Here is a 26,550-nt window from a genome sequence, read left to right as displayed (position 1 = left end):
GTGATATGATGAACTTAGATGGACAGCCAAGGGAGGAATCGAGGGATGAAACGAGTTGTGGCAACGTTTCCAGAAGGGAAGTTCAAGGTACTCACGATGAGCTATGATGACGGACGCACCGCCGATCGCCGGTTAGTCGAGATCTTCAATCGCTATGGCATCAAGGGGACGTTCCATCTAAACGGCGGCTTGATCGGCCAAGGGGATCGCGTGACGGAGGAGGAGATTCCGGAGCTGTATGCGGGACATGAGGTGTCCGCCCATACGCTCACCCATCCTACGATCGCTAGATGCTCTAAGGAACAGCTGGTTTACGAGATCATGGAGGATCGCAAGCGGCTGGAGGGGATCGTCGGCTATCCCGTGCGCGGGATGTCCTATCCGAACGGTTCATACAACAGCACCATTAAACAGATGCTCCCGCATCTTGGCATCGAATATGCTCGCACGGTGGGCGGGACAGGCTCCTTCGGGCTCCCCGATGATCTCCTCGAGTGGCGCTCAACCTGTCATCATAACCGGGATCTGTTGAACCTGGGTGAACAGTTCTTAGCCTTACATAAGAGTCAGTACCTGTATATGATGTATGTATGGGGCCACAGCTATGAATTTGACAACGATAACAACTGGGACTTAATCGAGAAGTTCTGCAAGATGATGGGCCGCCGCGATGACATCTGGTATGCGACCAACATCGAGTATGTGGACTATATGAATGCCTTTCGAAGATTACAGTTCTCCGCATCGCAGGACTTTGTCTATAACCCGTCATATCAGAGTGTGTGGCTCAAGGTCGATGATGAGCGGATCGTGGAAGTGAAGGGCGGTACAACAACAGCGTTATAGAACCCGAGGGAAGCCCATGGCTGGCTTCCCTTTTATTGATCATCGGAAGCTGTCAGGGTCTGCAAATCAGCGGTTTAATGATGATGCCCCTTATTGTATAATGAATGAAGTTTGAATATTCGATGATATTCCGGCCGCAGTTCATGCGGCGTGATCTTGATGAAGGAAGGTTGCTATGACCGAGAACAATGTGATAGAGAAACAGGCGGTTGAAGATCATATCACGCGAATCCACCTGGATGGCAAAGAATATATTCTGATCGGAACAGCGCATGTATCGAAGCAGAGCGCCGAACAGGTCAAGGAAGTGATCGAGCGAGAGAGGCCTGATGCTGTTTGCGTGGAATTGGACGAGCAGCGCTACCAATCGATCATGCAGGAGAAGAAGTGGAAGGAAACCGATATCTTCAAGGTGATCAAAGAGGGGAAAGCCACTCTGCTGCTCATCAATCTGGCCATCTCTTCGTTCCAGAAGCGGATCGCCGAGCAGTTCGGCATCCAGCCGGGGCAGGAGATGATCCAGGGCATTCGCTCAGCCGAAGAGATCGGGGCGCAGCTGGTCCTTGCTGACCGCAATATCCAGGTGACCTTCTCGCGCATCTGGAAGAACGTCGGCTTCTGGGGGAAGATGAAGCTCTTGGTGCAGATCTTCTACAGCATCTTCAGCGATGAAGAAATCACCGAGGAAGAGCTGGAGAAGATGAAATCGCAGGATATGCTTGATTCGATGCTGGAGGAATTTACGCAGAGCTTCCCGCGTCTGAAGACGCCGCTGATCGATGAACGGGACCAATATCTCGCCCAGAAGATCAAAGAGGCGCCGGGCAATAAGATCGTTGCTGTACTTGGTGCAGCCCATGTACCCGGGGTGAAGGAAGCGATCAAGCATGACCATGATTTGACGGAATTAACGAAAGTTCCGCCGAAGTCCAAGTGGCCGAAGATCATCGGCTGGAGTATCCCGATCCTCATCTTGGCCGTCGTCTTGTATACATTCTTAGCCAATCCGCAGGCGGGCTGGCAGCAGACCGTCAGCTGGGTTCTGTGGAACGGCTCCCTTTCGGCGATCGGGGCAGCCTTCGCTCTGGCTCATCCGCTGGCGATTTTAACGGCTTTCATCGCCGCGCCGATCACGTCATTCTTCCCGTTTCTTGCGGCGGGCTGGTTTGCAGGTATTGTCCAAGCCTACTTCAAAAGGCCCAATGTGGGGGACTTTGAGCGCTTGTCCACCGACATCTTAAGTTTCAAAGGGTTCTGGCGAAACAAAGTGACACGCATCTTGCTCGTCGTCGTCCTGGCCAATCTCGGCAGCTCCTTGGGTACGTTCCTGGGCGGGGCGGATGTCCTGCGGGTATTCTTCGATAATCTCTAACAAGTTAAGGCAGCCTCCGGCTTCCATAAGAAACCGGGGCTGCCTTATTTCATTTAACCGATGATCGCTCGCAGCGCTTTGAGGATGCCTTCCTTCTCCAGGTCTCGCTTCTCTTGCCGCTGCGACATCATATATGCCCGCCATGCGGCGATTCCTTCCTCGCCGATGCTGTCTATGGACTTGCCTTCCCAGCTCCATTCCGGATGCAGCTGCCAGAACTGGGCGCGCCATTCGGGGATCATCTCCGTGATCTCTTCAGGGCGTTCGATGAAGGTGCCGAGTTCCCGTCCCTCACCGTCGAAGAAGATATAGGTAGGGAGTCGATGCTTCCCGTCCGCGGCCGGATAGGCATGGGCGATATCCCAGTTGTCCGGATCGCGGTTTAAGATATGCAGCTTGAGCTTGCCCGTCAGCTGTTCGATCTTCGCAAACAGCGGCAGGTTCGAGGCAACATCGCCGCACCAATCATGGGCAAGCACGATCACATCGATGGGCTCAGAGATGGATTGGAAAAAGGTTAGCTCTTCTTCCGTCAGTGCATATGCGTCAAAGTTGCTCGACAGCAGTTCTTGATTGACTTCCGCTTGTTCAACAAACTGCTGGAAGCTGATGCCTTCGGAGTAAGCACGGATTCTTCTCTCATCGGAGATTTTGCTCGCGGCATGCGCGGTCATATCCTATTCCTCCTTGTTGGGTGATGGTTAAGGATTCAGTGTTCGTGTGATGGATGTCCGGCATGGTACCATCATAGCATGTTGCCAGGAATGTGCAAAATCGAGGATCTATTCATAGTCTATGCCAAATCTTCTAAGCAAATCGCATCATAAAGTCTATTCTGGATCTGCAAGCGTACAATTGAAGTGTGATCACTGCGGTGATTCAGCCCAGATTCTTCGAAGCAGAGGTAACCAGCCGGTACATGGAATATGATAACATGAGAGCGTTTACAAATGAAGTCCCATAAACGGCTCATTTTATCATTATGCTTTTATTCATGCGGGAGCGGGGGATGGGGATGAGCAAGCGAGTGAACTCACCATATGCGTATGCAGCCGGCATGTTGGCGATGATGATTCCGGTGCAAGCCTTCATGTCCTTTCACAGCTACTATTACGTCGAGACCTTAGGCTTAGGCATCGGCCTTGCGACATTAGCGAGACTGATCTACACGATCTGGGATGCGCTCAATGAACCCATGCTGGGGTACCTTTCCGACCGGACGAGAACGCGCTTCGGACGGCGAAAACCTTGGATCTACGGAGCGTTGCCGTTTATGGCTCTCACCTTCATCATGATGTTCTCCGCTCCATCTTCCCTTGGACAGAACGGTCTGTTCATCTGGTTCCTGCTGGCGCTTCTCTTGTTCGAGACCGCATCAGCGGTCATCTGGGTGAATTACGGCGCACTATTTCCAGAGCTTTATCGAGGCGACCGCATACGGGCAAGGGCTTCGGCGATCCAGCAGGCTTATCAGATCGCGGCATTGCTTGTTGCAACAGCGGTTACGCCGCTGATCTACACGGCCTTAGGCTTTGGGTCGATGGCTTGGATCTATGCGGGGCTGTTCTTGCTGCTGATGTGGTACTGCATGGCGATGATCCGGGAGCGGGAGGATGCGCGAACGCAAGAACCGCTGAAGCTGGCCAAGGCGTTCCGGCTGACCTTAGGCAACCGTGCATTCTGGATCTTCAACATCGCCAATTCCTTCGCGCAGACGGTGAACGGCCTCATCAGTTCGATGATCCCCTTCTACGCGATCTATGTGCTCGGCATTCCCGATGCAGAGGTCACCCTGTTGATGGCGGCGGTGTTCGTCTCCGTCATCCCGCTGGTATTCGTGTGGTATGCCGTGGTACGGAGACTGGGAGCCGTCCGCAGCTGGCGGTGGGCCTTCGCCTGTTATGCTTGTTCCGTGATTCCGCTCTGGTTCGCCGAGGGATTGGCTGGAGGGATCCTCGCGGGCGTGATCGTCGGCTTCGGACTGGCGGGTTTCTTGGTGACGCCGCCCGTGGTCAGCGGTCAGATCATCGACCGGGATGCCAAACAGACGGGGAGGAGGAGGGAGGGCATCTATACCGCCGTTGCGGGATTCATCACCCGTTCGAGCGGTTTCTTGTCGGCCCTGGCCTTCTTCGTGGTCAGTGTCATCTTCGGATATGAAAGCGGGGAGCAGCCCGGCCCGAATCCGGAAGGTGCGTTCCGCTTCCTCATCTGCGTGATCCCATTCACCTTGCTGATGATATCCTTCATCCTCTCTTGGGCACTAAGAGGCTATACCGATAAGGTTGAGGAGGTCTGATCAGGATGGAGCGGCGTCTCATCTTGAATTGCGATGATTACGGCCAGTGCCGTGCAGCCAATGAGGCGATTCAGCATCTGCTTGAAGAGCGGCGGGTATCCTCCGCGACGCTGATGCCGCCGGCGCCGGCCTTTGCTGAAGCTGCCGCGTGGGTTAGACGGCGCGGGCTGAAGAATATCGGACTGCATCTGACCCTGACCAGCGAGATCGATGGGCTTCGCTGGAAGAGTCTGAGCGGCGGCAAGTCCCTGCACGATGAGAGCGGAGCGATGCCGAAGACGATCGAGGAATTCGAGATCAAGGCGGTGACGAAGGAGGTCAGGGCTGAGATTCAGGCGCAGTTTGCGGCGATGGCTCAGGCTGGGATTGCGATCTCTCACGTTGACAATCATATGGGCAGCTTATATGGGATCGCAACAGGGCGCAGTCATCTTCCTTATGTGCTCAGGGAATGTGCGAAACGGAGGCTGCCCTTCCGTCTGCCTCGTTACATCGCAGCCAAGGATGAGCTGCTCAACTCGATTCCCAATGCCGCAGGCACCCTGTCTATAGTCACTGCGTTTGCCGATCTGGTCGGCTGCCGCATCCCCGATTACCTGCTCTCTCATTCCTATGACGTGCAGCCTGGAGAGACCTACGAACGCTTCAAGCAGATGCTGATCACCAAGATTTATGAACTTCCCGAGGGTGTCTCGGAGATCTATATCCATCCGGCCTTGGAAGATGAGGAGATGAAGGCGAAGGTGCCCTCCTGGGAGAAGCGGGTATGGGAATACCGCTTGATGCTGGATTCGGATTTTGCTTATGCCCTTCGGGATGCAGGGGTCATCTTAACAGACTACTCCTATGTTCAGCGATATCGAAAGGCCTCGCGTCGGCGGGCATTGGGGAGATTATTGGGCGGATTAAGAGCCTGATCGGCAAGGCCGTCGTGAGGTCTTTCATAAGCGTCTCAAGATGAACCGAATCAGAGGAAAAATAAAGCCCTAAGAACGGGAAACAAATCCCCGGTTTCTGAGGGCTTCGTGCTGTCTGCAAGCGGTCTGCGTGTTATCCAAACACCAATTTATCATCGGCCAGCTTATGTCCGCTGATCTTCTCGAATTCGGCGAGCAGCCTGTCGATCGTCAGATCCTTCTTCTCTTCCTCGCTGTAATCGAGGATGATCCGGCCTTGGTCCATCATGATGAGGCGGTTGCCGAGGCGGATCGCCTGCTCCATATTATGCGTCACCATCAGCGTCGTCAGGCCCAGCTCGCGGACCAAGGTTTCTGTCATGCGCGTGATCAATTCGGCGCGGTTGGGATCGAGGGCTGCGGTATGCTCATCCAGAAGCAGCACCTGCGGCTTCGTGAAGGTCGCCATCAGCAGGCTCAGTGCCTGACGTTCGCCGCCGGAGAGCTGTCCTACTTTGGCGCGCAGGCGATCTTCCAAGCCGATGCCAAGCAGTGCGAGCTGTTCGCGGAAGAAATTGCGCTTCGCTCTGTTCACGCCGAGGCTGAGACCGCGCCGCTTGCCGCGGGCATAAGCGATTGCCAGGTTCTCTTCGATGGTCATCTCAGGTGCGGTTCCGGCCATCGGGTCTTGGAAGACACGGCCGATCCAGCGGCTTCGCTTATGTTCGGGCAAGTTCTGCACCTCGATGCCTTTGATCTTCACGCTGCCCGTCTCCGGCCGTAAGCTGCCCGAGATGATGTTCATCAGCGTGGACTTGCCGGCACCGTTGCTGCCGATGATCGTGACGAAGTCCCCTTCGCGAAGGTGCAGATTCACATCGATTAGGGCGATTTTCTCATCGATCGTCCCAGGGAAGAACAACTTCGTGACCTGTTTCAGTTCAAGCATCGATCTCACCCCCGGAGCGGCTTGGTGATGCGTGATTCTGTAAGGCATGATTCTGTGCTGCACGACTCTGCGATGCTTGCAGATCGATCGCGCGTTTGCGGGCGAGTTTGCTGTTTCGCCAATTTTTCTGGAAGGCCGGCACGATCAGGGCGATGATGACGATCACGGCGGTGATGAGTTTCGTATCCGATGCCTCCAGCCATTTCACCCGCAGCGCCAGATCGTAGACGATCCGGTAGATGACGGAACCAAGGGCTGCAGCCAGAGTGGCGAAGAATACGCTGCGTGCGCCGATGATCGCTTCTCCGATGATCACGGAGGCAAGTCCAATCACGATCATGCCGACTCCCATATAGAGATCGGCGTAACCGTAGTTTTGCGCGATCAGAGCGCCCGACAGGGCGACAAGCCCGTTGGAGAGGCTGATGCCGATGATTTTCGTCGTATCCGTATTCATGCCGAAACTGCGGATCATCCGGTCGTTATCCCCTGTCGCCCGAATCGCCAAACCCAAGTTGGTATGGAAGAACCAGTCCAACAGCAGCTTAACAAGGAGCACCGCGGCGATCACGCAGATGAAGACGATGTCTTCAAGCAGCGGATTCTTCGCCAACGCCTGGGCGTTCGGGAAGATCGTATCGATGCGGAACAGGGACACGTTCGGCATCCCCATGATGCGGTAATTGATCGAATACAGCGCGATCATCATCAAGATCCCGGAGAGGAGACCGTTGATCTTGCCTTTCGTATGGAGCAAGCCGGTACAGGCACCGGCAGCCAGACCCCCGGCGAAGGCGCAGGCCACAGCGAGCCACGGCTCATACCCATGGACGATCATGACCGCGGCGATTCCCCCGCCCGTGGTGAAACTGCCGTCGACGGTCAGATCCGGGAACTTCAGGATGCGGAAGGTGATGTATACCCCTAGGGACATAAAGGCGTAGAGCAGCCCGAGTTGGATTGTAACCTGCAATGATGCCAGCATAATTTAAACCTCCTGCATGTGCTAAAAAGCAGTGAAGCTTTAGTGCGATGAAGCAAGGAGCCCTTCTAAGCCGTCAAGCTTCACTGCTTCCTTGTCCGTTACTCCTCGATGAGGTTGAGTTCGGGCATGTTCACTTTACGGATCATCTCGTCCGTCACTTCGACGCCTTGCGCCTTAGCAGCGGGCATATTCAAGATCAGGTCCAGATTCTGCGGCGTTCTAACAGGCAGTTCCGCCGGGCTCTTGCCGTTCTTCAAGATCTCTACCGCCATCTCGCCGGCTTGGTATCCGTGTTCATAATAATCGAAGCCGTATGCGGCCACCGCCCCGCCCTCAACGGTATCGCGGTCCGCAGCGAAGAGAGGAATGCCTTCGGCTTCCGCGATCTGAATGATCGCGTTGACTGCAGCTACAACGGAATTGTCAAGGGTGATATAGAATGCTTGAACCTGACCGACAAGGGATTGCGCCGCCTGTTGAACTTCAGAAGTATTGGTCACCTGCGCCTCGATCAGTTCGATGCCGTGCTTGGCCAGCGCTTCTTTGGCTTGATCTGCCATGACACGGGCATTCGGCTCGCCGGTATTGATGATCAGCCCGACTTTCTCGATGCCCGGGATGTGCTCAGCGATGAAGTCCATCAACAGATCGATCGATTGCGGATCGAAGTCTGCGGCACCGGTGATATGGCCTCCCGGATTGTCCAGCGAATCGACGAGTCCCGCATGTACAGGGTCCGTGACGGCTGCGAACAGCATCGGCGTATCCTTGCGGGATTGCTCCAGCTGTTGGGCCAGAGGGATGGACGAAGGCGTCGATATCGCGATGACGAGGTCGTAATCACCGCCGGCGAGTTTGTTCGCGATCGACAGATTGTTCGTCGAATCGGCTTGTGCAGTATGGTAATCGACGACCAGATTTACCCCCTCTTCGATTCCGGCCTCCTTCAGTGCGTCTAAGATTCCTTCCCGCGTCGCATCCAGGGACGGATGTTCCAGGTATTGAGTGATTCCGATTTTATATGTTCTCTCGTCGGTGTCAGGATCATTGGTTTGACCGTCATTCTCCCTGCTTTCATCTGCATTGTTCGCATGATTCTCATTCAGAGCTTGGTTAGTCGGCGTGTTGTTTGCCGGATCTGAACCGCTTGCACATGCGGACAGGGCAAAGATGAAGGCGAGCGACAGGATGATTAACAGCGCTTTGCGCAAGAGACTCCCTCCTTAGTTTCATTTTATTGGGATTGATAGGATATGAAAGTTATTAATAGTTTAATGGGACATATATATTCCGTCAATTCGAATCACTCAAAAAGTTGAACGTTATGTCAAACATTCCCGCTGCAGGAACTGCTAAAAAGCGGCATATGTCATGGAGAGAATGGCGGGTCCATCCGGGGCTGAGTGATTCCATAGAAAAAGAGAGTTGACAGTGAGAATGATTATCATTTATTATAATAGCTGATGCATAACCTTAACCTATAAGGGATGCCGATCTCTATTGAGAATGATTATCAGATTAGAATTTCTACAATTAGCGATCTGACTGTTTAAGGGGCTACATAAAATACTAGAGATAGGAATGCTTATGAAAATCATCTATCTGTCCATCATACTTGTTGTTTTGTCCATCACATCTTTGTTCGTCGGAGTCTCGAATATCTCGATCGTCGACGCTTTGACCTTCTCGCTGACGGATACGCAGTGGCATGTGATGCGGGTCAGCCGCATCCCGAGACTTTTGAGTCTCATCATCGCAGGCACAGGTCTCAGCGTCGCCGGGCTCATCATGCAGCAGCTGACGCGAAACAAGTTTGTATCGCCTACGACTGCAGGGACGATGGACTCGGCCAGATTGGGGATTCTGGTGGCAATGTTGTTGTTCCCGGCAGCGAATTCTCTAGTTAAGATCGCGCTGGCCTTTGCCTTCGCGTTGGCGGGTACCTTCGTCTTCATGAAGATCCTTGACAAAGTCAAATATAAAGACGTGATTTTCGTGCCGCTCGTCGGCTTGATGTTCGGTAACATCGTCGGCTCGATCACGACGTTCTTCGCTTACAAGTATGATCTGATCCAGAGTATCGGGGCGAGGTTGTTCGGGAGCTTCTCCAACATCATCAAGGGCAATTACGAGATGCTGTATGTAAGCATCCCCGCACTGATCATTGCTTTCATCTATGCCAATCGCTTCACCATCGCGGGGATGGGAGAGGACTTCTCCACGAACCTGGGTCTGAACTACAAACAGGTGGTTAATATCGGGCTGGCGGTGGTTGCACTGATCACATCGGTCATCGTCCTGACCGTTGGCATGCTGCCCTTCTTGGGCCTGATCATCCCGAACATCGTGTCGATCTATCGCGGCGATAACCTGCGCAGCAGCCTGCCATACACGGCGCTGCTGGGAGCGATCTTCATCTTGGCCTGTGATATCTTCGGCCGATTGATCATCTATCCGTATGAGATTGCGATCGGCCTTACCGTCGGAGTGATCGGCAGCGGGACATTCCTGTATTTGCTGTTGAGGAGAAGAGCGTCATGAATAACACACACAGATTAAGCATATTAGGCGTCCTGGCGTTGCTCTTCATCGCTCTGTATCTGTTCACCGATGTCGGTCCTTACTGGGACTATGTCCTGCCGCGCAGGGCGAAACAGGTGATCGCCATCGTGCTCGTGGGTACTTCCATCGCCTTCTCGACGGTGGTCTTTCAGACGATCACGAACAACCGTATCCTTACGCCGTCGATCATCGGGCTGGATGCGCTGTACATGCTGATTCAGACGGTCATCGTCTTCGTCTTCGGGTCGCTGACCCTGGTGACGATGAACCCGAATGTGCACTTTATGCTGTCCGTCGGGCTGATGATCGTGTTTGCCAGCCTGCTGTTTAAATTTTTGCTGCAGCGCGAGGGCAATAATATCTATTTCTTGCTGCTGGTAGGGATCATCTTCGGAACCTTCTTCTCGAGCATCACTTCCTTCATGGAGATGATCATCGATCCTAATGAATTCGTGGTTATCCAGGATAAGAGCTTCGCCAGCTTTAACAACATCAATGATGACCTGCTGACGATCTCGATTGTATCGCTGTTTGCGATTTCGCTGTATTTTCTGCGTTTCACCAAGTATCTGGATGTGCTTGCTCTAGGCCGGGATCACGCGCTCAATTTGGGAGTTCCTTATGATCAAGTGGTTAGACAGCTGCTGTTCATCGTCGTGGTATTGATCTCGATCTCCACCGCGCTGGTTGGCCCGGTTACCTTCCTGGGACTCTTGGTGGCGAACATCGCCTACCAATTCGTCAGGTCGCACAAGCACGGCGTGATCATCCCTGCGGCGATCCTGATCAGCATCGCTTCTCTGGCTTGTGCCCAGCTGCTGGTGGTGCGTGTGTTTACTTTCTCGACGACGATCAGCGTGATCATTAACTTCCTAGGCGGGGTGTATTTTATCTACTTGTTATTAAAGGAGAGTAAATCATGGTAGTAGTGAAGGGTGTCAGCAAGAGATACGGCGGCAAAACCGTGGTGGATAACGTCTCCTTGACGATCCCCAAGGGCAAGATCACTTCTTTCATCGGTCCGAACGGGGCCGGCAAGAGCACCCTCGTGTCGATGATGAGCCGCCTGATCAGCAAGGACAGCGGCGAGATCTATATCGACGGCAAGGAGATCGGGCAGTACAAGAGCAATGAGCTCGCGAAGAAACTGTCCGTCCTGAAACAAACCAATCATCTGAATATTCGCTTGACGGTCCGCGATCTCGTCAGCTTCGGCCGGTTCCCCTATTCGCAGGGGCGCCTGACGAAGGAGGACCATGAGGTGATCGATCAGTCCCTTGCCTATATGGAACTGGAGGATATGCAGCATCAGTATCTGGATGAGCTCAGCGGCGGGCAGAGACAGCGCGCGTTCATCGCGATGGTCCTCGCCCAGGATACGGAATATATCATGCTGGACGAACCGCTGAACAACCTGGATATGAAGCATTCGCTGCAGATCATGCGCGTCTTGCAGCGGATGGTCGATGAACTGGGCAAGACGATCGTGTTCGTCATCCATGATATCAATTTCGCATCTTGTTATTCTGACTACATCGTGGCCTTGAAGGACGGCCGAGTCGTCAAGCAGGATATTAAGACGAATATCATCAACGAACATGTGCTGAAGGAAGTCTATGATATGGACATTCATATCGAGACGATTCGCGGCAATCGCATAGGTTTTTATTATACGTAATCTGTAACCGAGGTAATCAGTACATGCCATAAGTTCACTGGTTTGATGCCTTGTTGGAAGGCGCCAAGACAGGGCATCAAGTTCATCATAACAACTAATTCACTTAGTGAGGATAGGAAGTGGTAATCATGAAGAGGTTTATGATCATCTTGATCACGCTGCTGTTGGCCGTCACCACAGCCGCATGTGCTGCAGGCAGCGATGCGAAGAATGACAGCACACCAGGAAGTCAAGTCAGTGAGGGGTCCGACAACGGCGCAGCGAATCAAGAACAAGATACAGATGCTCTAGAAGAAACTGCCGAGGAAGAGCTGGAGATCACGCACCAACTGGGCGTAACGCCGGTGAAGAAGAATCCGCAGACCGTTGTGGTCTTTGACTTCGGCTCGCTTGATACGCTGGATAAGCTGGGCGTAGAAGTCAAGGGCGTACCGCAGGCGAACGTTCCCGGATATCTGTCCAAGTATGCTGAGGAGCCATATGTCAACGTCGGTTCGCTGAAAGAGCCGGATATGGAGACGATCTATGGTCTTCGGCCGGACCTGATCATCATCTCCGGCAGACAGTCGGACTATTACGAAGAGCTGAGCGAGATTGCACCGACGATCTTCATGGGCATTGACACAGAACGTTATATGGCATCCTTCCGTGAGAATGTGTTGACCTTGGCCGGCATCTTCGGCAAAGAAGAAGAAGCTGAGGCTGAACTGACGGCAATCGAAGAACGCGTTGCGGCGGTGTCCGAGAAGATGTCCGCCAGCGAAGAGACGGGTCTCATCATCCTGACCACAGGCGGCAAGGTGAGCGCCTTCGGTCCGGGTTCCCGCTTCGGCATCATCCATGACGAATTGGGCGTAAAACCTGCTGATCCTTCGATCGATGTGGATACTCACGGCATGAGCATCTCCTTCGAGTTCATCGCGGAGAAGGATCCGGATTATCTCTTCGTTGTAGACCGCGATGCGGTTGTCGGCGATGCCGCAGCAACTCCAGCCGCGGCAGTATTGGACAATGAACTCATTCATAAGACGAAGGCTTATCAGAATGACAACATCGTCTATCTAAGCCCGGACTACTGGTATCTGTCCGGCGGCGGCCTGATCTCGACAGCAGAGATGGTCAAGGAAGTTGAAGAAGGCCTTAAGTAAACGCAGATCCTCCCACCAGTGAGGAGGGGCTGTCCTGTAAGTCAGCGATGACTGACTGAAGGACAGCCTTTTCGTTTACATATTCCGCTTATCGGCAGGTACTCTGAGTCAACAGGAACTGTCGTATCCGTGTGCTGCAGCGGTCTCGACGTATTCTGAATCAACACTTCTTGTTGTCTCACATACCGAATCGCATCATTCGCACTTCGAAAGGGTGTTGAAACGAGTCCGTTTTGATACAATTAAGAACAGAATGAACGGGGAGGCGCATCCAGGTGATGGCGTACCCCTTTCAAATTCAGAGGAGAGATAACGCTTTCATAAGGTTGGGATCGCAGGTGTGGACCTTTCTAAAACCGTATAAGAAGCCGATCATCATCGCATTAGCCTTGATGGGCGTGGAGTTGATCGTAGAGCTGTGGCATCCGCTGTTGATGAAAACCGTGATCGATGAAGGCATTATGAAGCAAGACTTGTCAGCGGTTCTGGGATGGGGAGGATTAATGGTCGCAGTCGCTTTGCTCGGTTTTGCGGCGGGGATTACGAATTCCTTTTATTCTTCTTATGTCAGCCAACATTTTGGTTACGATGTTCGCGCGAAGTTGTTCATGCGCATACAGCATTTTTCTGTCAGCGCGTTCCAGCACTTCCCGCCATCGTCGCTCATCACGCGGATGACGAGCGACGTGAACCAGCTGCAGAACGTCGTGTTCATGGGGCTGCGCATCATGCTGCGTGCACCGCTCTTGATGGCAGGTTCCCTGATCATGGCTCTGTTAATCGATGTGAGGATCGCAGGGATTCTGCTGATCGCGGTGCCGATCTGCGTGACCATCTTGATCTGGTTGATGAGGAAGGGCTTCCAGTTGTTCCGAGCGGTGCAGAATCAATTGGATGCGACCAATGGAATCGTCCGTGAGAATCTGATGGGCATGCGTCTGATCAAGGCCTTCGTCCGATATCGCCGGGAGATCGACCGCTTCGATCGAAGCAATACCGAGCTCATGGAACGCACCGCAAAGGCGCTGCGTCTCATCGAGACGACGATTCCAATCCTGCTTCTGTTGATGAATATCAGCATATTGGTAATCTTATGGTTCGGCAATTGGCAGATGGGAATCGGCGGTGTAAGTGCAGGGGATACAGCGGCGATCGTCATCTATGCGACGCGGATCACGGGAATCTTCGGTTTGCTCTCTCACATTCTGATGAGTATAGCCCGGGCAAGAGCATCGGCCAGCCGGGTTCAAGAAGTGCTGCAAGCGGAGGATCCGGGGGAGGAAACCCTGGTCTGGGAGGATAGCAGAGCAGAGATGGGCGCGGAGGTCGAGGAGGAAGGTCCAGCTGCCGCTGCTGCAGAGGACCCCTGCCTGGGCAAAGAGATCATAGGCAAGCTGGAGTTCGAAGCGGTGACCTTCCGCTATCCGGGCACTTCGGAACCGGTGCTGCGTGACTTGTCATTCGTGGTGCATCCGGGTGAGACCGTGGCCGTTATGGGCGCGACGGGTTCCGGCAAGTCCTCGATGTTCCAGCTCATCCCGCGGCTATTCCAGCCGGAGCGGGGCCGGATCTTGATCGACGGAGTCGATATCCGCGATCTTCCGCTGGAAGAGTGGCGCCGTTCGATCGGCATGGTGCCGCAGGAGGTCGTCTTATTCACCGGTACCATCGCCGACAATATTCGCTGGGGACAGAATAACGCTTCGCTGGATGAGGTGATGGAAGCCGCCAAGCATGCCCAGATCCATGAGACGATCCTGGAACTCGGCGAAGGCTATGGGACCATCGTCGGGCAGAAAGGCGTGAACCTATCCGGCGGGCAGAAGCAGCGGCTCTCTATCGCAAGGGCGCTGATTCGTAAACCAAGGCTGCTCTTGCTGGACGACAGCACCAGTGCCCTCGATCTGAAGACGGAAGCGAAGTTGCTGCGAGCGTTGAAACGATATGATTGCACGACGCTCATCATCACCCAGAAGGTGAGCACCGCGATGCAGGCAGATCGGGTGATCCTGCTCGATCAGGGACGGATCATCGCACAAGGAACGCATGAAGAACTCACGGCATCATCCGATCTCTACCGACGCATCGTCGCCTCTCAGTTTGGAGAAAAGGCGGTGAGCGGATTATGAGTGAACAGCAGCGTACGAACACATCCATACAGGACCAGGGCGGATCGCCGGCGAATATGCCGGGATTCGGCGGCCCTAGAGGCCCCATGGCTAATCTGGGCAAACCCAAGGTAAGGGCCAAGGATCTCGGCGGAACGATCCGGAAATTGTGGCGGTACTTGGCGGTCCATAAGTGGATGCTCATTCTCGTGCTCTTCATGGTTGTGGTGAATGTCGCGATGGGATTGCTCGGCCCCTATGTACTGGGATTGGCCGTTGATAACCTGGTTTATGAGGAAGGCGACGGGCTCATGAGGCTGATCATCTGCCTGGGCGGCATCTATGCGGGCTTGTCGTTGTCGGCCTTTTTGCAAAACTATTGGATGATCGGCATCTCGCAGAAGACGGTCTACACGATGCGCAAAGATCTGTTCCGCCGCCTTCATCTCCTGCCGATCGATTATTTCGTAAAACGAAGACACGGCGAATTGATGAGCCGCATAACCAATGACATCGACAATGTCAGCCAGACGCTGAATAGTTCCTTCATTCAGATCTTCTCCAGCGTGCTTACCTTTGCCGGCATGTTGGTTTTGATGGCGGCGCTGAGTCCGCTGCTTACACTGGTGACGCTATTGATCGTACCGCTGATGCTCCTGGGTATGCGTTGGATCACTTCACGCACCGGCAGACTGTTCAAGGAGCAGCAGCGGCACCTCGGTGAACTTAACGGGTACGTGGAGGAAACAGTGTCCGGACAGCGCATCGTCAAGCTCTTCTCACAGGAGAAGCGGGTGATCGAGGAGTTCATGGAGAAGAACCGCCGATTGCGGGATGCTTCTTACTGGGCACAGGTATATTCCGGCTTCATCCCGAAGCTGATGAATGTGCTGAACAACGCCAGTTTCGCGATCATCGCCGCCATCGGCGGCTGGCTCACGCTGCGCGGAGTTATCTCGGTGGGCACCATTCTCGTCTTCGCCGAGTATGCTCGGCAGTTCACACGACCGCTGAATGACTTGGCGAATCAATTCAACACCTTGTTGTCCGCAGTGGCGGGTGCAGAGCGGGTGTTTGAAGTGATGGAAGAGGAGCCGGAGTTCGAAGATCATGAAGATCATGAAGACCCTAGAGAAAAAGTGCATCCGCAGACGGCGCAGTTGCAGACTGTTCGCGGGGAGATCCGCTTCGAAAACGTCTCCTTCTCCTATGACGGAGATGAGGGGGAGAAGCTGGATACACTGCAGGGGATCGATCTGCATGTGAAACCCGGCGAGACGATGGCCCTGGTCGGGCCGACGGGGGCAGGCAAGACGACGATCACGAGCCTGCTCGCCCGTTTCTATGATCCGCAGCAGGGACGCATCCTGATCGACGGCCTCGATATCACAACGATTGCGCGAAATGAGCTGCGCCGGCTGATGGGTTTCGTTCTGCAGGATACCTTCCTCTTCACAGGGACGATTCGCGAGAATATCCGCTATGGCAGGCTCGACGCAAGCGATGAGGAGGTCGAGCGGGCAGCGAAGCTGGCCAATGCTCATTCCTTCATCATACAGTTGCCGCAGGGCTATGATACGGTCCTGACGCAGGATGCAGCGGATATCAGCCAAGGTCAGCGGCAGCTTCTGGCGATCGCCCGAGCGATCTTGGCGGATCCGGCGATTCTCATCCTCGATGAAGCGACGAGCAGCATCGATACGATCACGGAGATCAAGATTCAGGAAGCCTTGTATCGGCTGATGCAAGGGCGCACGAGCATCGTGGTAGCCCATCGGCTCAACACGATTCAAAATGCCGATCAGATCGTGGTGCTGCATCAAGGGAGGATCATCGAACGCGGCACCCACCAATCGTTGTTGGCGAAGAAGGGGTATTATCATGACCTCTATCAGAGCCAGTTCACTTCAGAGGCCATGTAGATGTCTTGTGACGAAGGATATTCTCTTTGAGCATATCATTTCTGCCCCCTTGTATCCTTGTATACAAGCATACAAGGGGGTGGATCGAGAGATACTTGGTCATACGTCTATTCTTTAGGATCGATGTACGTGATAAACGGATGCGCCTGTGACAAAAAACAACGTTGTTATTTTTCGTGAACAAGAGTAAGCTATAAAGTAGAAATACTATGAAGAGGGGTGCTTGTGTTGGCTAAACCATTCATGGATGAAGATTTTCTATTGAGCAATGAGACCGCTCGCAAACTGTATCATGATTTTGCGAAGCAGATGCCGATCATCGACTACCATTGTCATCTGAGCCCGCAAGAGATCCATGAGAACAAGACGTACAAGACGATCACTGAAGTATGGCTGTACGGCGACCATTACAAGTGGAGAGCGATGCGTTCCAACGGGATCGAAGAACGGTACATCACCGGCGACGCCAGCGATTATGACAAGTTCTTGGCGTATGCGAAGACCTTGCCCGATGCCATCGGCAACCCGCTGTATCACTGGTCCCATCTGGAGCTGAAGCGGTATTTCGGCATCGACGAAGTGCTGAATGAGAAGACCGCGCCGGCGATCTGGGAGAAGGTCAATGCCCAGCTGAACAGCGAAGGGTTTGGTGCTCGGGATTTCATCAAGAAGTCCAATGTTGAAGTCATCTGTACTACGGATGATCCTGTGGATTCGTTGGAATATCATATCCAAATCGCCAAAGACGAGTCCTTCGATGTGAAAGTGCTGCCATCTTTCCGCCCGGATAAGGGACTGGAGATCAACCGCGAGACCTTCTTGCCCTGGATTAAGCAGCTGGCGGAAATATCCGGTCACCCGATCAACAACTACAGCGATTTCCTCGCTGCGCTGAAAGCCCGCGTCGATTTCTTCCATAAAGTCGGCTGCCGTGTCTCTGACCATGCTCTGGACTACGTACCTTATGCTGAGGCGACGGAGGAAGAGGTCAGCGAGATATTTGCCAAGGCATTGACGGGCGAAAAGGTTTCCCATGAGGAAGAAATGAAGCATAAGACGTATACGCTGCTCTTCCTGGGTAAGCTGTACGCTGAGTACGGCTGGGTGATGCAGTATCACATGAATGCATCGCGCAATAACAACTACCGGATGTTCAAACAACTGGGTCCAGATACGGGCTTCGACTCCATCAGCGATACGCTGATCGCGCTTCCGCTGACGGGACTGCTGTCCGCACTGGACAAGGAAGACAAACTGCCGAAGACGATCCTGTACTCGCTGAATCCATCCCATAACCACGTGATCGGTGCGCTGATCGGCAGCTTCCAAGGCGGCGGCATCCCGGGGAAGATCCAGTTTGGTTCCGGCTGGTGGTTTAACGATACGAAGCTGGGCATGATCGCACAGATGACCACGCTGGCTGATCTTGGTCTGCTGGGCCGTTTCGTCGGTATGTTGACCGACTCCAGAAGCTTCCTGTCCTATACTCGCCATGAGTATTTCCGCCGTATCCTGTGCAACTTGATCGGTGAGTGGGTCGAGAACGGGGAGTATCCTAACGATCTTGAAGAGGTCGGCCGGATCGTGCAGAACATCTCTTATTACAATGCACGCAACTACTTTGGATTCTAAGAGCGCGATGTGAAACGTCCCTGTAAGCAGGGGCGTTTTCTGTATCTTTATGGTATGACATTGATTAGGCAGATAATAGTATTGGAAGGAGCGATAATATGTGGAAGGAATTTAAGAAGTTCGCTGTGCGCGGCAATGTGATCGATCTGGCCGTGGGTGTGATCATCGGAACGTCATTCACCGCAATCGTCAATTCCCTGGTCAACGACATCATCATGCCGCCGATTGGTGCGCTGTTGGAAGGAGTGGATTTTAAAGATCTGTTCATCAGTCTGGACGGCGGTGAATACGCGAGCCTGGCTGCGGCGCAGGAAGCCGGTGCAGCCACCTTAAACTACGGACAGTTTATCAACACGGTGATCAACTTCATGATCATCGCCTTCGTGATCTTCCTTTTGGTAAGGCAGATCAACAAGATGAAGCAGAAACTTGACAGACAAGAAGAAACCAAGGCGCCGAAGACGAAGGAATGCCCGGAATGCCTGTCGGAGATTCCGGTCAAGGCGAAGCGCTGCAAATACTGCACAGCATTAGTCGTTCAAGAATCCGGGAACAGCCGGGCCTGACAATCTAGAACATACAGCCTTGATGTTCCGATGAGAACAGTTGTAACGATCAGGTCTTATCGTTATAATGCAGGCAATATCATGTAGAAGAGGAGGATCCATATGAAAGCGGAGCTGCTGGTGGACAGCCGGTGTCTGTTAGGCGAGGGGCCGGTATGGGATGAAAGAGAGGGAACGCTGTGGTGGGTGGATATCGATGGGAAACGATTGCATCGATACCACATGGCGGAAGGGCAGCATGAGCAGGCGGCACTTCCCGCAAAAGTTGGCTCCTTCGCTCTGCGCGAGAAGGGCGGACTGATCACGGCGGGCGAGCACGGCTGGGCGCTGTGCGATGAGGACGGCAGCAATTGGACGCCGCTTGCCGATCCGGAGAAGGATTGCCCCAGACACCGATTCAATGATGGAAAATGCGATGCAAAGGGAAGGTTCTATGCCGGCACCTATTCGCTGGACAACAAGCCGGAAGCTTCTCTGTACGTGATGCATCCCGACTTGACGTGGCACAAACTCTTGGACGGCGGGATCGTCTGCTCGAACGGCTTGGCTTGGAGCGATGACGGGAAGACGCTGTATTATATCGACTCGCCGACGAAGCGGATCGATCGCTTCACGGCAGATCCTGTAAGCGGAAGGCTCTCTGGGCGGCGGACGGTCATCGAGATTGATGAGCCCGGCGTCGTGCCGGACGGCATGACCATCGATGAGGAAGGGATGCTCTGGGTGGCAGAGTGGGGCGGTTGGAAGGTGAGCCGCTGGAATCCTCACACTGGACAGCGGCTTATGATCATCGAAGTGCCGGCCCAGCATGTCACTTCCTGTGCTTTTGGCGGAGCGCAGATGGATGAATTGTTCATCACTACGGCTTCTATCGGTTTGTCCGAGGAGGATCGGCTGATGCAGCCTCACGCCGGCGGGGTATTCCATGTGCATGCGGGCATCAAAGGGCGGAGATCATACCGATTTGCAGGCTGAGCATCAGAACAATTTCCAGTCCTGTATAAAACTTTTTCTGGGAATCGGGATGAAAAATAATGCATCCTCGCTCTCGAGGTGTTAAAATTTATGATCAAGGAGAAAACTCCGACTCACTCGGATCAGCGTGAGGGGCATAGATCACCTGTCACAAGCTCCGATATACTTTGACTTCAGGAGGATTCATGGTGAAACTTTGGATTGGGGAGCATGCCCAGGCAGTAGCAGAACATGCGGTGGATCTCATCGAACAGACGATCAAAGGCAAGCCGGCATGCGTGCTGGGATTGGCCACGGGAAGTACGCCGCTTAAAACCTATCAGGAGATGATTCGCCGTTACCGCGAAGGGCGGCTGGACTTCTCGCAGGTCACTACCTTTAATCTGGACGAATATTACGGACTGGATGAGCGTCATCCGCAAAGTTACCATTACTTCATGTACGAGAATCTATTCCGATATATCAATATCCCTCGAGAGCGGATTCACATCCCTTGCGGGACTCCGCAGGACATTGAAGCTTATTGCCGCCATTATGATCAACGGATCGCCGAAAGCGGCGGGATCGACCTGCAGCTGCTGGGGATCGGGCCGAATGGTCATATCGGCTTTAATGAGCCGGCGGATGAATTGCAGGCGGGCACTCATCTGGTGCGGTTGACGGAGGATACGATCCAGGCGAATGCGCGGTTCTTTCCCTCCATCGATGATGTTCCCCGCCAGGCCATCACGATGGGGATGAAGACGATCCTCTCAGCAAGGAAGATCATCCTGCTGGCAGAGGGCGAGGGCAAGGCCATGATCATCAAGAAATTGCTGGAGTCGGCGATTACGACGCAGCTGCCGGCGTCCTTCCTGCGCCTTCATCCGGATGTTACGATCCTCATCGATCGGGAGGCGGCGAAGTACTTGCCAAGTTCGATCACAGGAGAAGGACACAGCATCGTATGAAGATACTGCTGTACCGGGCGGTCGTCTATGCGGACCGCGGAGCCGCTGCTGTCTCGCAGATGCGCGGGATGGCTTGCGGCCGTTCCCAGCAGTCTGCTGACGCAGCGGGATCAGACCCCTATGAGATCTTGAATGGCGGTGCCGTGCTGATCGAAGACGGGAAGATTGCGGCCGTTTACGCCGATGAAGGGGCCTGGGCGAATCTGGATATATCCGATTGTGAGCTCATCGACTTAGACGGACGCCTGCTGGTACCCGGCTTTGTCGATGTTCATGTACACGGCGGCGGCGGATACGACGTGATGCGGGGCGACGTGTCCCATATTCAGGGGATGAGTCGGTTTCACGCAACCCATGGCACGACGACGATCCTGCCCACGACATTGACTGCGGAACATCATCGGATCGAACGCGCTGTCGCCGCCATTGTGGATGCCATCAAAGAAGGACAGGCAGGGGCGGATATCGCCGGCATCCATCTTGAAGGGCCGTATATCAGCCCGGCCCGCTGCGGCGCACAGCACCCGGAGTATGTGCGGGATGCGTCCATCGCGGAACTCGATCGATACATACGATTATCCGAAGGGCGAATACGCCTGATCACCATAGCGCCGGAGAGACCGCAGGCCTTGGAGCTGATCCGCTATGCTGCGGAACAGGGCATCACGGTCTCGCTTGGCCATACCGATGCAACATGGGCGATCATGCAGGAGGCGGTTCGGCAGGGTGCTTCCCATGTGACGCATCTGTTCAACGGGATGCGGCCGCTGCATCACCGCGAACCGGGTGCGGCGGGGGCTGCTCTGATGCTGGATGAACTGACGGTGGAGCTGATCTGCGACGGACATCATGTGCATCCCGATCTCATCCGCTTCGTTCATCGTGTGAAGCCGCAGGGCAAGATCGTGCTGATCACCGATGCGATGGAAGCCGCCGGACTTCCCGACGGCGAGGAATATCAATTAGGCGGTCTTGCCTGCTTCAAACGGGATGGGCAGGTGCGGCTCAAGTCGCGCGGGGATCTGGCTGGCAGCTGTTTGACGATGGATGCTGCCCTGCGCAATGCGCTGCGGTTCACGGGCGGTACGCTGGCGGAGATTCTGCCGATGCTGACGATTAATCCGGCGCGGCAGGCCGGCATCGCCGCTTCCAAAGGCTCCATCGCACCCGGCAAGGACGCAGACTTGACGGTGCTCGATGATGACTTCCAAGTCAGAGCAACTTATGTTAAAGGGAAACGGGTATATGGTTGATAACCGCAAGAAGCAGCTTCAGCACGGTCGATGTTCCCATCGATCGTGCTGTTCTTATGTTCATGCCGCCGCGCTTAGTATTGACAGACATATGAATTGACAGGGCGTAATTATCGGCAATATAATTAGATAGCCTAAATAATTAAATTGTAAGCATAAGGGATGAAAGGATCAAACATGGTGGATGAGAATATGGAGAGCAAACAATCTCCAACAGCGAAACAGCTGATGGAAGCATTTATGATGATGGTCCGCACATTTCGCGACGATCCCAGCGGCATACCGGGCTGCAAGCGAAGTCATGTCATGCTGCTGTATTGTTTGAAGCAGGCTTCAGAAGCGGAAGCATTGGGACTAAGAATATCCGATATCAGCAAGAGGTTAAAGGTCACGTCACCAACGGTTACCCAGTGGGTGAATGAATTGGAAGCCGGAGGTCTTGTTGTTCGCAAGGGCGACGGAGAGGATCGCCGAGTCGTTCGCGTGCAGTTAAGCGACAAGGGGGAACAAGTGCTGATGAAAGTCAAGGACGTCTGGCTCCAAACCTTCAACGGCTTGGTCGAATACCTCGGTGAGCAGGAGAGCCAATCACTGGCGGCATCGTTGGTAAAGGCGTTGTCTTATATGCAGCAACATCGTGATCGCTTGAAACAAACCTCGTTAGGCGGTGACATGTAATGCTCAGATTGGCCAGATTCATGAAACCCTATCGCGGCATGATCGCTCTGGTGCTGATACTCGTATTTGCACAAGTACTCACTGAGTTGTATCTGCCCGCCTTGATGGCGGATATCGTCGATATCGGAGTGCTGCACGGGGATACGGGGTTCATCCTCCGCATGGGGGGATTGATGCTCCTCATCGCCGCGCTTGGCATGGGATGCACGATCGCTTCCAGCTATTTTTCAGCCAAGGCTGCTTCCGGTTACGGAAGGGATCTGCGAAACAAACTGTTCAGCCATGTAAGCAGCTTCTCGCAGCAGGAATATGACCGGATCGGCACTTCGTCGCTGATCACCCGCACGACGAATGATATCAACCAGATCCAGCATGTCTTCATCATGATGATGCGGATGATGGTAGTGGCGCCGATGATGTGTATCGGCGGCATCATCATGGCGCTGGCTACCGATCGCACCCTTGCACTGGTGATCGTTGCTTCGCTGCCGATCCTGGCAGCAGCCATCCTGATCATCGGCCGGAAGGGGATGCCCCTGTTCAAAGCGCTGCAGAAGAAACTGGATCGGCTGAACCTCGTTCAACGCGAAGGTTTGACGGGGATCCGAGTGATCCGCGCGTTCAATCGCGACCGGTATGAGCAGCAGCGCTTCCAGGAGGCGAACGCGGATCTGACGAAGACGGCGCTGCGTGTAAACCGCATCATGGCGGCGATGATGCCGGTGATGATGCTGACGATCAACTTCTCCATCGTGGCAATCATCTGGTTCGGCGGCATCCGGATCGATAACGGGCATATGCTGGTCGGCGATCTTATGGCGTTCATCCAATACGCGATGATGATCCTGTTCTCCTTGATCATGGTATCCGTTATCTTCGTCATCCTGCCAAGGGCAGCAGTCTCCGCACAGCGGATCAATGAGGTGCTGGAGATAACTCCGGCGATTCGTGACGATCATGCGCAGCAAGGTTTAGATGAACCGCACACAGGCCGCGGAATCGTCGAGTTTCGGAATGTCACTTTCCGCTATCCCGGCGCCGAGGCGCCCGTGTTGGAGAACATCTCCTTCACCGCTGGACCGGGCGAGGTAACGGCGATCATCGGCGGAACGGGGGCGGGCAAGTCCACCCTCATTAACCTGATCCCTAGGTTCTTCGATGTGGAGAGCGGGACCGTGCTTGTGGACGGCGTCGATGTTCGGCAGATGCCGCAGGCGGTTCTCAGGCAGAAGATCGGCTTCGTCCCGCAGAGGGCAGTGCTGTTCTCCGGCACGATCGCCGACAATATCCGTTATGGGAAGGAAGATGCAACGGAGGAGGAACTGCGTAAGGCAGCAGAGACCGCGCAGGCGCTGGAATTTATCCATGAGATGGAGAAGGGCTTCGAGACGATGATCGCGCAGGGCGGCAGCAATGTCTCCGGCGGTCAGAAACAGCGGCTGGCGATTGCAAGGGCGCTTGTTCGCAGGCCGCAGATCTATGTGTTCGATGACAGCTTCTCTGCTCTGGATTATAAGACGGATGCGAAGTTACGGGCTGCGCTCCGCGAAGAGACAAAGGATGCAACGGTGATCATCGTTGCCCAGCGCGTCAGTACGATCATCGATGCCGATCGGATCATCGTGCTCGATCAGGGCCGCATCGTCGGCATGGGCAGGCATGAACAACTGCTGCAGACCTGTGATGTCTATCGCGAGATCGTGGCATCGCAGTTGTCGGAGGAGGAGAGCGCATGAAGGATCGCAAAACACACCAAGGCCGGCAAACGACCGACGTCATGCCTAACCAAGAAGGAACAGATCAAGCTAAGCGGCAGAGAGGGGGACCGGGACCGATGGGCGGGCATCCGGGTCCGCGCATCGGCATGCCTGTAGAACGAGCGAAGGACTTTAAGGGCACCTTGCGCAGGCTGTTGACCTATCTGCGGCCGCATAAGGTGCAGCTCATCGCGGTCTTCCTCATGGCGGTGCTCAGCACGCTGTTCACCATCCTATCGCCGAAGATCATGGGTCTTGCGACGACTTCGCTCTTCGAAGGAGTGAAAGCCCGGTTCGGCGGAGCAGAAGAGGCGTGGATTGACTTTGGTTATCTGGCGAAGATTCTGATGATCTTGATCGCCCTGTATGTGTTGAGCTCTATTTTTGCTTATCTGCAGCAGTACCTCATGGCCGGAATCACGCAACGGACCGTCTATGAGATGCGGCAACAGGTCAACCAGAAGCTGTCCCGTCTGCCGCTTCGGTACTTCGATTCGCGAACGCATGGCGAGACGCTGAGCCGGATCACCAATGACGTCGACAATATCAGCAATACCTTGCAGCAAAGCGTGACGCAGTTGATCACTTCCCTGATCACGATCATCGGGGTCGTCATCATGATGCTGGTGATCAGCCCGTGGCTGACGCTGGTCTGCCTGCTTACGCTGCCGCTCAGCGCCGTGGTGACGATGGTGATCGCGAAGCGGTCCCAGGGGTACTTCATGGGACAGCAGCGATCCTTGGGCGAGCTGAACGGTCATGTGGAGGAGATGTATGCCGGGCAGCAGATCATCAAGGTATTCGGCCGGGAGCAGAGATCCATCGAGCGCTTTGATGAAATCAACGAGCAGTTGTATGAATACGGTTGGAAAGCCCAGTTCATCTCCGGGATCATCATGCCTCTGATGGGTTTCATCGGGAATATCAGCTATGTCTTGATCAGCGTCGTCGGCGGACTGCAGGTGTTCTGGGGCAGGATCGCCATCGGCGATGTTCAGGCTTTCATCCAATATGCCCGCCAATTCTCCCAGCCGATTACTCAGGCTGCAAATATCGCCAACGTCATCCAATCGGCGATCGCTTCGGCGGAACGGGTCTTTGAGCTGCTGGATGAGGAAGAGGAGCAAGCTGCGGATGCTGCTGCCGGCAGGAAGACTTCGATCCTTGATAAGAATGCCGTGAAAGGGGCGGTTTCCTTCCAGAACGTGCGCTTTGGTTACAAGCCGGACGACGTGCTGATGGAGGATCTGAGCTTCGATGTGCAGCCGGGTCAGACCATAGCCATCGTAGGGCCTACAGGAGCGGGCAAGACGACGATCGTCAACCTGCTGATGCGGTTCTACGATGTCAGCGGCGGTCGGATCACGATCGACGGAAGGGATATTCGCGAGTATGACCGAGGTTCGTATCGCAGCGTGTTCGGCATGGTGCTGCAGGATACCTGGCTGTTCAACGGCACCATTCGCGATAATATCGCCTACGGCCGCGAAGGGGCAAGCGAGGAAGAGGTGATCCAGGCAGCAGTCGCCGCCCATGCGGACCATTTCATCCGCACGCTGCCGGACGGCTACGATACGGTGCTGAATGAAGAGGCCTCGAATATCTCACAGGGGCAGAAGCAGCTGCTCACGATTGCCAGAGCGATCCTCGCTGATCCGCGCATCCTGATCCTGGACGAAGCGACGAGCAGCGTCGATACGCGGACGGAGATCTATATCCAGCGGGCGATGGAGACTCTGATGAAAGGACGCACCAGCTTCGTCATCGCACACCGGTTGTCGACGATCCGCAGCGCCGATCGAATCCTCGTCATGAACAAAGGGCGGATCATCGAGCAGGGCACCCACGACGAACTGCTTCAGCAAGGCGGCTTCTATGCCGAGCTGTATAACAGTCAATTCACGGCGAAGTCCCAGCGGCAGGCGATATAAGAACTAAAACGATATAAGGATAGACGACTGAACGGTAACGGAC

At 54.3% G+C, this 26,550-nt stretch carries 22 protein-coding genes; 18 read left to right on the top strand and 4 right to left on the bottom strand.

The features are described from left to right. Positions 1–45 precede the first annotated feature (45 nt). Positions 46–846 carry a polysaccharide deacetylase family protein gene (locus tag PRECH8_RS02790; protein ID WP_200965560.1) on the top strand — a complete coding sequence of 267 codons (801 nt, stop codon included), beginning with the start codon at positions 46–48 and terminating at the stop codon, positions 844–846. 175 nt (positions 847–1,021) lie between these two features. After that, complete coding sequence (locus PRECH8_RS02785; protein WP_200965559.1) at positions 1,022–2,218, top strand: TraB/GumN family protein; 1,197 nt, start codon at positions 1,022–1,024, stop codon at positions 2,216–2,218. Positions 2,219–2,271: 53 nt separating this feature from the next. Here PRECH8_RS02785 and PRECH8_RS02780 read toward each other — a convergent pair whose 3' ends face one another. Beyond that, positions 2,272–2,892: a thioredoxin family protein gene (locus tag PRECH8_RS02780; protein ID WP_200965558.1), complete on the bottom strand. Its 621-nt coding sequence runs from the start codon at positions 2,890–2,892 to the stop codon at positions 2,272–2,274. Between the two features lie 341 nt (positions 2,893–3,233). Here PRECH8_RS02780 and PRECH8_RS02775 point away from each other — a divergent pair, with 341 nt between their 5' ends. Both PRECH8_RS02775 and PRECH8_RS02770 read left to right on the top strand, forming a co-directional pair. Next, a complete protein-coding gene (locus tag PRECH8_RS02775) occupies positions 3,234–4,517 on the top strand; it encodes an MFS transporter (protein WP_371871169.1) in 1,284 nt (427 codons plus the stop codon). 5 nt (positions 4,518–4,522) lie between these two features. Further along, positions 4,523–5,434, top strand: a complete 912-nt coding sequence (locus tag PRECH8_RS02770; RefSeq protein ID WP_200965557.1) for a ChbG/HpnK family deacetylase — start codon at positions 4,523–4,525, stop codon at positions 5,432–5,434. Between the two features lie 133 nt (positions 5,435–5,567). Here PRECH8_RS02770 and PRECH8_RS02765 read toward each other — a convergent pair whose 3' ends face one another. The 3 genes from PRECH8_RS02765 to PRECH8_RS02755 form a co-directional block, all read right to left on the bottom strand. Continuing rightward, positions 5,568–6,362, bottom strand: coding sequence for an ABC transporter ATP-binding protein (locus PRECH8_RS02765; RefSeq protein WP_200965556.1), 795 nt, complete (start codon positions 6,360–6,362; stop codon positions 5,568–5,570). Continuing rightward, positions 6,355–7,347 carry an ABC transporter permease gene (locus tag PRECH8_RS02760; RefSeq protein ID WP_200965555.1) on the bottom strand — a complete coding sequence of 331 codons (993 nt, stop codon included), beginning with the start codon at positions 7,345–7,347 and terminating at the stop codon, positions 6,355–6,357. Before PRECH8_RS02760 ends, PRECH8_RS02765 begins: the two co-directional genes overlap by 8 nt. Before the next feature lie 98 nt (positions 7,348–7,445). Further along, on the bottom strand, positions 7,446–8,558 hold the full coding sequence (locus tag PRECH8_RS02755) for an ABC transporter substrate-binding protein (RefSeq protein WP_200965554.1): 1,113 nt from the start codon (positions 8,556–8,558) through the stop codon (positions 7,446–7,448). Positions 8,559–8,934: 376 nt separating this feature from the next. Here PRECH8_RS02755 and PRECH8_RS02750 point away from each other — a divergent pair, with 376 nt between their 5' ends. The 14 genes from PRECH8_RS02750 (at position 8,935) to PRECH8_RS02685 (ending at position 26,507) form a co-directional block, all read left to right on the top strand. Continuing rightward, entirely contained in the window at positions 8,935–9,888 is a 954-nt protein-coding gene (locus PRECH8_RS02750) for an ABC transporter permease (RefSeq protein ID WP_200965608.1), read from the top strand. Beyond that, positions 9,885–10,835, top strand: a complete 951-nt coding sequence (locus PRECH8_RS02745; RefSeq protein ID WP_200965553.1) for an iron chelate uptake ABC transporter family permease subunit — start codon at positions 9,885–9,887, stop codon at positions 10,833–10,835. Before PRECH8_RS02750 ends, PRECH8_RS02745 begins: the two co-directional genes overlap by 4 nt. Next, positions 10,829–11,587, top strand: a complete 759-nt coding sequence (locus PRECH8_RS02740) for an iron ABC transporter ATP-binding protein (protein ID WP_200965552.1) — start codon at positions 10,829–10,831, stop codon at positions 11,585–11,587. The genes PRECH8_RS02745 and PRECH8_RS02740 overlap by 7 nt, the downstream gene beginning before the upstream one ends. A gap of 128 nt (positions 11,588–11,715) precedes the next feature. Continuing rightward, positions 11,716–12,735 carry a siderophore ABC transporter substrate-binding protein gene (locus tag PRECH8_RS02735; protein ID WP_200965551.1) on the top strand — a complete coding sequence of 340 codons (1,020 nt, stop codon included), beginning with the start codon at positions 11,716–11,718 and terminating at the stop codon, positions 12,733–12,735. Positions 12,736–13,013: 278 nt separating this feature from the next. After that, positions 13,014–14,864 carry an ABC transporter ATP-binding protein gene (locus tag PRECH8_RS02730; protein WP_200965550.1) on the top strand — a complete coding sequence of 617 codons (1,851 nt, stop codon included), beginning with the start codon at positions 13,014–13,016 and terminating at the stop codon, positions 14,862–14,864. Positions 14,865–14,920: 56 nt separating this feature from the next. Further along, positions 14,921–16,765, top strand: coding sequence for an ABC transporter ATP-binding protein (locus PRECH8_RS02725; RefSeq protein ID WP_200965607.1), 1,845 nt, complete (start codon positions 14,921–14,923; stop codon positions 16,763–16,765). 243 nt (positions 16,766–17,008) lie between these two features. After that, positions 17,009–18,397 carry a glucuronate isomerase gene (gene uxaC / locus PRECH8_RS02720; RefSeq protein WP_200965606.1) on the top strand — a complete coding sequence of 463 codons (1,389 nt, stop codon included), beginning with the start codon at positions 17,009–17,011 and terminating at the stop codon, positions 18,395–18,397. Positions 18,398–18,495: 98 nt separating this feature from the next. Further along, entirely contained in the window at positions 18,496–18,963 is a 468-nt protein-coding gene (gene mscL / locus PRECH8_RS02715; protein WP_200965549.1) for a large conductance mechanosensitive channel protein MscL, read from the top strand. A 102-nt stretch (positions 18,964–19,065) separates the two neighbouring features. Beyond that, the gene (locus PRECH8_RS02710) at positions 19,066–19,938 is read left to right on the top strand and encodes an SMP-30/gluconolactonase/LRE family protein (RefSeq protein ID WP_200965548.1); all 873 of its coding nucleotides are present in this window, start codon (positions 19,066–19,068) and stop codon (positions 19,936–19,938) included. 185 nt (positions 19,939–20,123) lie between these two features. Then, positions 20,124–20,888, top strand: a complete 765-nt coding sequence (nagB, locus tag PRECH8_RS02705; RefSeq protein ID WP_200965547.1) for a glucosamine-6-phosphate deaminase — start codon at positions 20,124–20,126, stop codon at positions 20,886–20,888. After that, positions 20,885–22,141 (top strand): N-acetylglucosamine-6-phosphate deacetylase, encoded by a 1,257-nt coding sequence (gene nagA, locus PRECH8_RS02700; RefSeq protein ID WP_200965546.1) that lies wholly within the window; start codon positions 20,885–20,887, stop codon positions 22,139–22,141. The genes nagB and nagA overlap by 4 nt, the downstream gene beginning before the upstream one ends. Before the next feature lie 162 nt (positions 22,142–22,303). After that, on the top strand, positions 22,304–22,819 hold the full coding sequence (locus PRECH8_RS02695) for a MarR family winged helix-turn-helix transcriptional regulator (protein WP_200965545.1): 516 nt from the start codon (positions 22,304–22,306) through the stop codon (positions 22,817–22,819). Continuing rightward, a complete protein-coding gene (locus tag PRECH8_RS02690; protein ID WP_200965544.1) occupies positions 22,819–24,555 on the top strand; it encodes an ABC transporter ATP-binding protein in 1,737 nt (578 codons plus the stop codon). The genes PRECH8_RS02695 and PRECH8_RS02690 overlap by 1 nt, the downstream gene beginning before the upstream one ends. A 41-nt stretch (positions 24,556–24,596) precedes the next feature. Continuing rightward, the gene (locus tag PRECH8_RS02685; RefSeq protein WP_200965605.1) at positions 24,597–26,507 is read left to right on the top strand and encodes an ABC transporter ATP-binding protein; all 1,911 of its coding nucleotides are present in this window, start codon (positions 24,597–24,599) and stop codon (positions 26,505–26,507) included. Positions 26,508–26,550: the final 43 nt, after the last annotated feature.

The organism is Insulibacter thermoxylanivorax (assembly GCF_015472005.1).
Classification (GTDB): domain Bacteria; phylum Bacillota; class Bacilli; order Paenibacillales; family DA-C8; genus Insulibacter; species Insulibacter thermoxylanivorax.
The sequence above is the reverse complement of the archived record's forward strand: the minus strand, read 5'-3'. Positions and strand labels throughout refer to the sequence as shown.

Coding starts and splice junctions, on each gene's coding strand:
- PRECH8_RS02790 (WP_200965560.1), top strand. CDS start 46: ATGAAACGAGTTGTGGCAACGTTTCCAGAAGGGAAGTTCAAGGTACTC.
- PRECH8_RS02785 (WP_200965559.1), top strand. CDS start 1,022: ATGACCGAGAACAATGTGATAGAGAAACAGGCGGTTGAAGATCATATC.
- PRECH8_RS02780 (WP_200965558.1), bottom strand. CDS start 2,892: ATGACCGCGCATGCCGCGAGCAAAATCTCCGATGAGAGAAGAATCCGT.
- PRECH8_RS02775 (WP_371871169.1), top strand. CDS start 3,234: ATGAGCAAGCGAGTGAACTCACCATATGCGTATGCAGCCGGCATGTTG.
- PRECH8_RS02770 (WP_200965557.1), top strand. CDS start 4,523: ATGGAGCGGCGTCTCATCTTGAATTGCGATGATTACGGCCAGTGCCGT.
- PRECH8_RS02765 (WP_200965556.1), bottom strand. CDS start 6,362: ATGCTTGAACTGAAACAGGTCACGAAGTTGTTCTTCCCTGGGACGATC.
- PRECH8_RS02760 (WP_200965555.1), bottom strand. CDS start 7,347: ATGCTGGCATCATTGCAGGTTACAATCCAACTCGGGCTGCTCTACGCC.
- PRECH8_RS02750 (WP_200965608.1), top strand. CDS start 8,935: ATGAAAATCATCTATCTGTCCATCATACTTGTTGTTTTGTCCATCACA.
- PRECH8_RS02745 (WP_200965553.1), top strand. CDS start 9,885: ATGAATAACACACACAGATTAAGCATATTAGGCGTCCTGGCGTTGCTC.
- PRECH8_RS02740 (WP_200965552.1), top strand. CDS start 10,829: ATGGTAGTAGTGAAGGGTGTCAGCAAGAGATACGGCGGCAAAACCGTG.
- PRECH8_RS02735 (WP_200965551.1), top strand. CDS start 11,716: ATGAAGAGGTTTATGATCATCTTGATCACGCTGCTGTTGGCCGTCACC.
- PRECH8_RS02730 (WP_200965550.1), top strand. CDS start 13,014: ATGGCGTACCCCTTTCAAATTCAGAGGAGAGATAACGCTTTCATAAGG.
- PRECH8_RS02725 (WP_200965607.1), top strand. CDS start 14,921: ATGCCGGGATTCGGCGGCCCTAGAGGCCCCATGGCTAATCTGGGCAAA.
- uxaC (WP_200965606.1), top strand. CDS start 17,009: ATGGATGAAGATTTTCTATTGAGCAATGAGACCGCTCGCAAACTGTAT.
- mscL (WP_200965549.1), top strand. CDS start 18,496: ATGTGGAAGGAATTTAAGAAGTTCGCTGTGCGCGGCAATGTGATCGAT.
- PRECH8_RS02710 (WP_200965548.1), top strand. CDS start 19,066: ATGAAAGCGGAGCTGCTGGTGGACAGCCGGTGTCTGTTAGGCGAGGGG.
- nagB (WP_200965547.1), top strand. CDS start 20,124: ATGGTGAAACTTTGGATTGGGGAGCATGCCCAGGCAGTAGCAGAACAT.
- nagA (WP_200965546.1), top strand. CDS start 20,885: ATGAAGATACTGCTGTACCGGGCGGTCGTCTATGCGGACCGCGGAGCC.
- PRECH8_RS02695 (WP_200965545.1), top strand. CDS start 22,304: ATGAAAGGATCAAACATGGTGGATGAGAATATGGAGAGCAAACAATCT.
- PRECH8_RS02690 (WP_200965544.1), top strand. CDS start 22,819: ATGCTCAGATTGGCCAGATTCATGAAACCCTATCGCGGCATGATCGCT.
- PRECH8_RS02685 (WP_200965605.1), top strand. CDS start 24,597: ATGCCTAACCAAGAAGGAACAGATCAAGCTAAGCGGCAGAGAGGGGGA.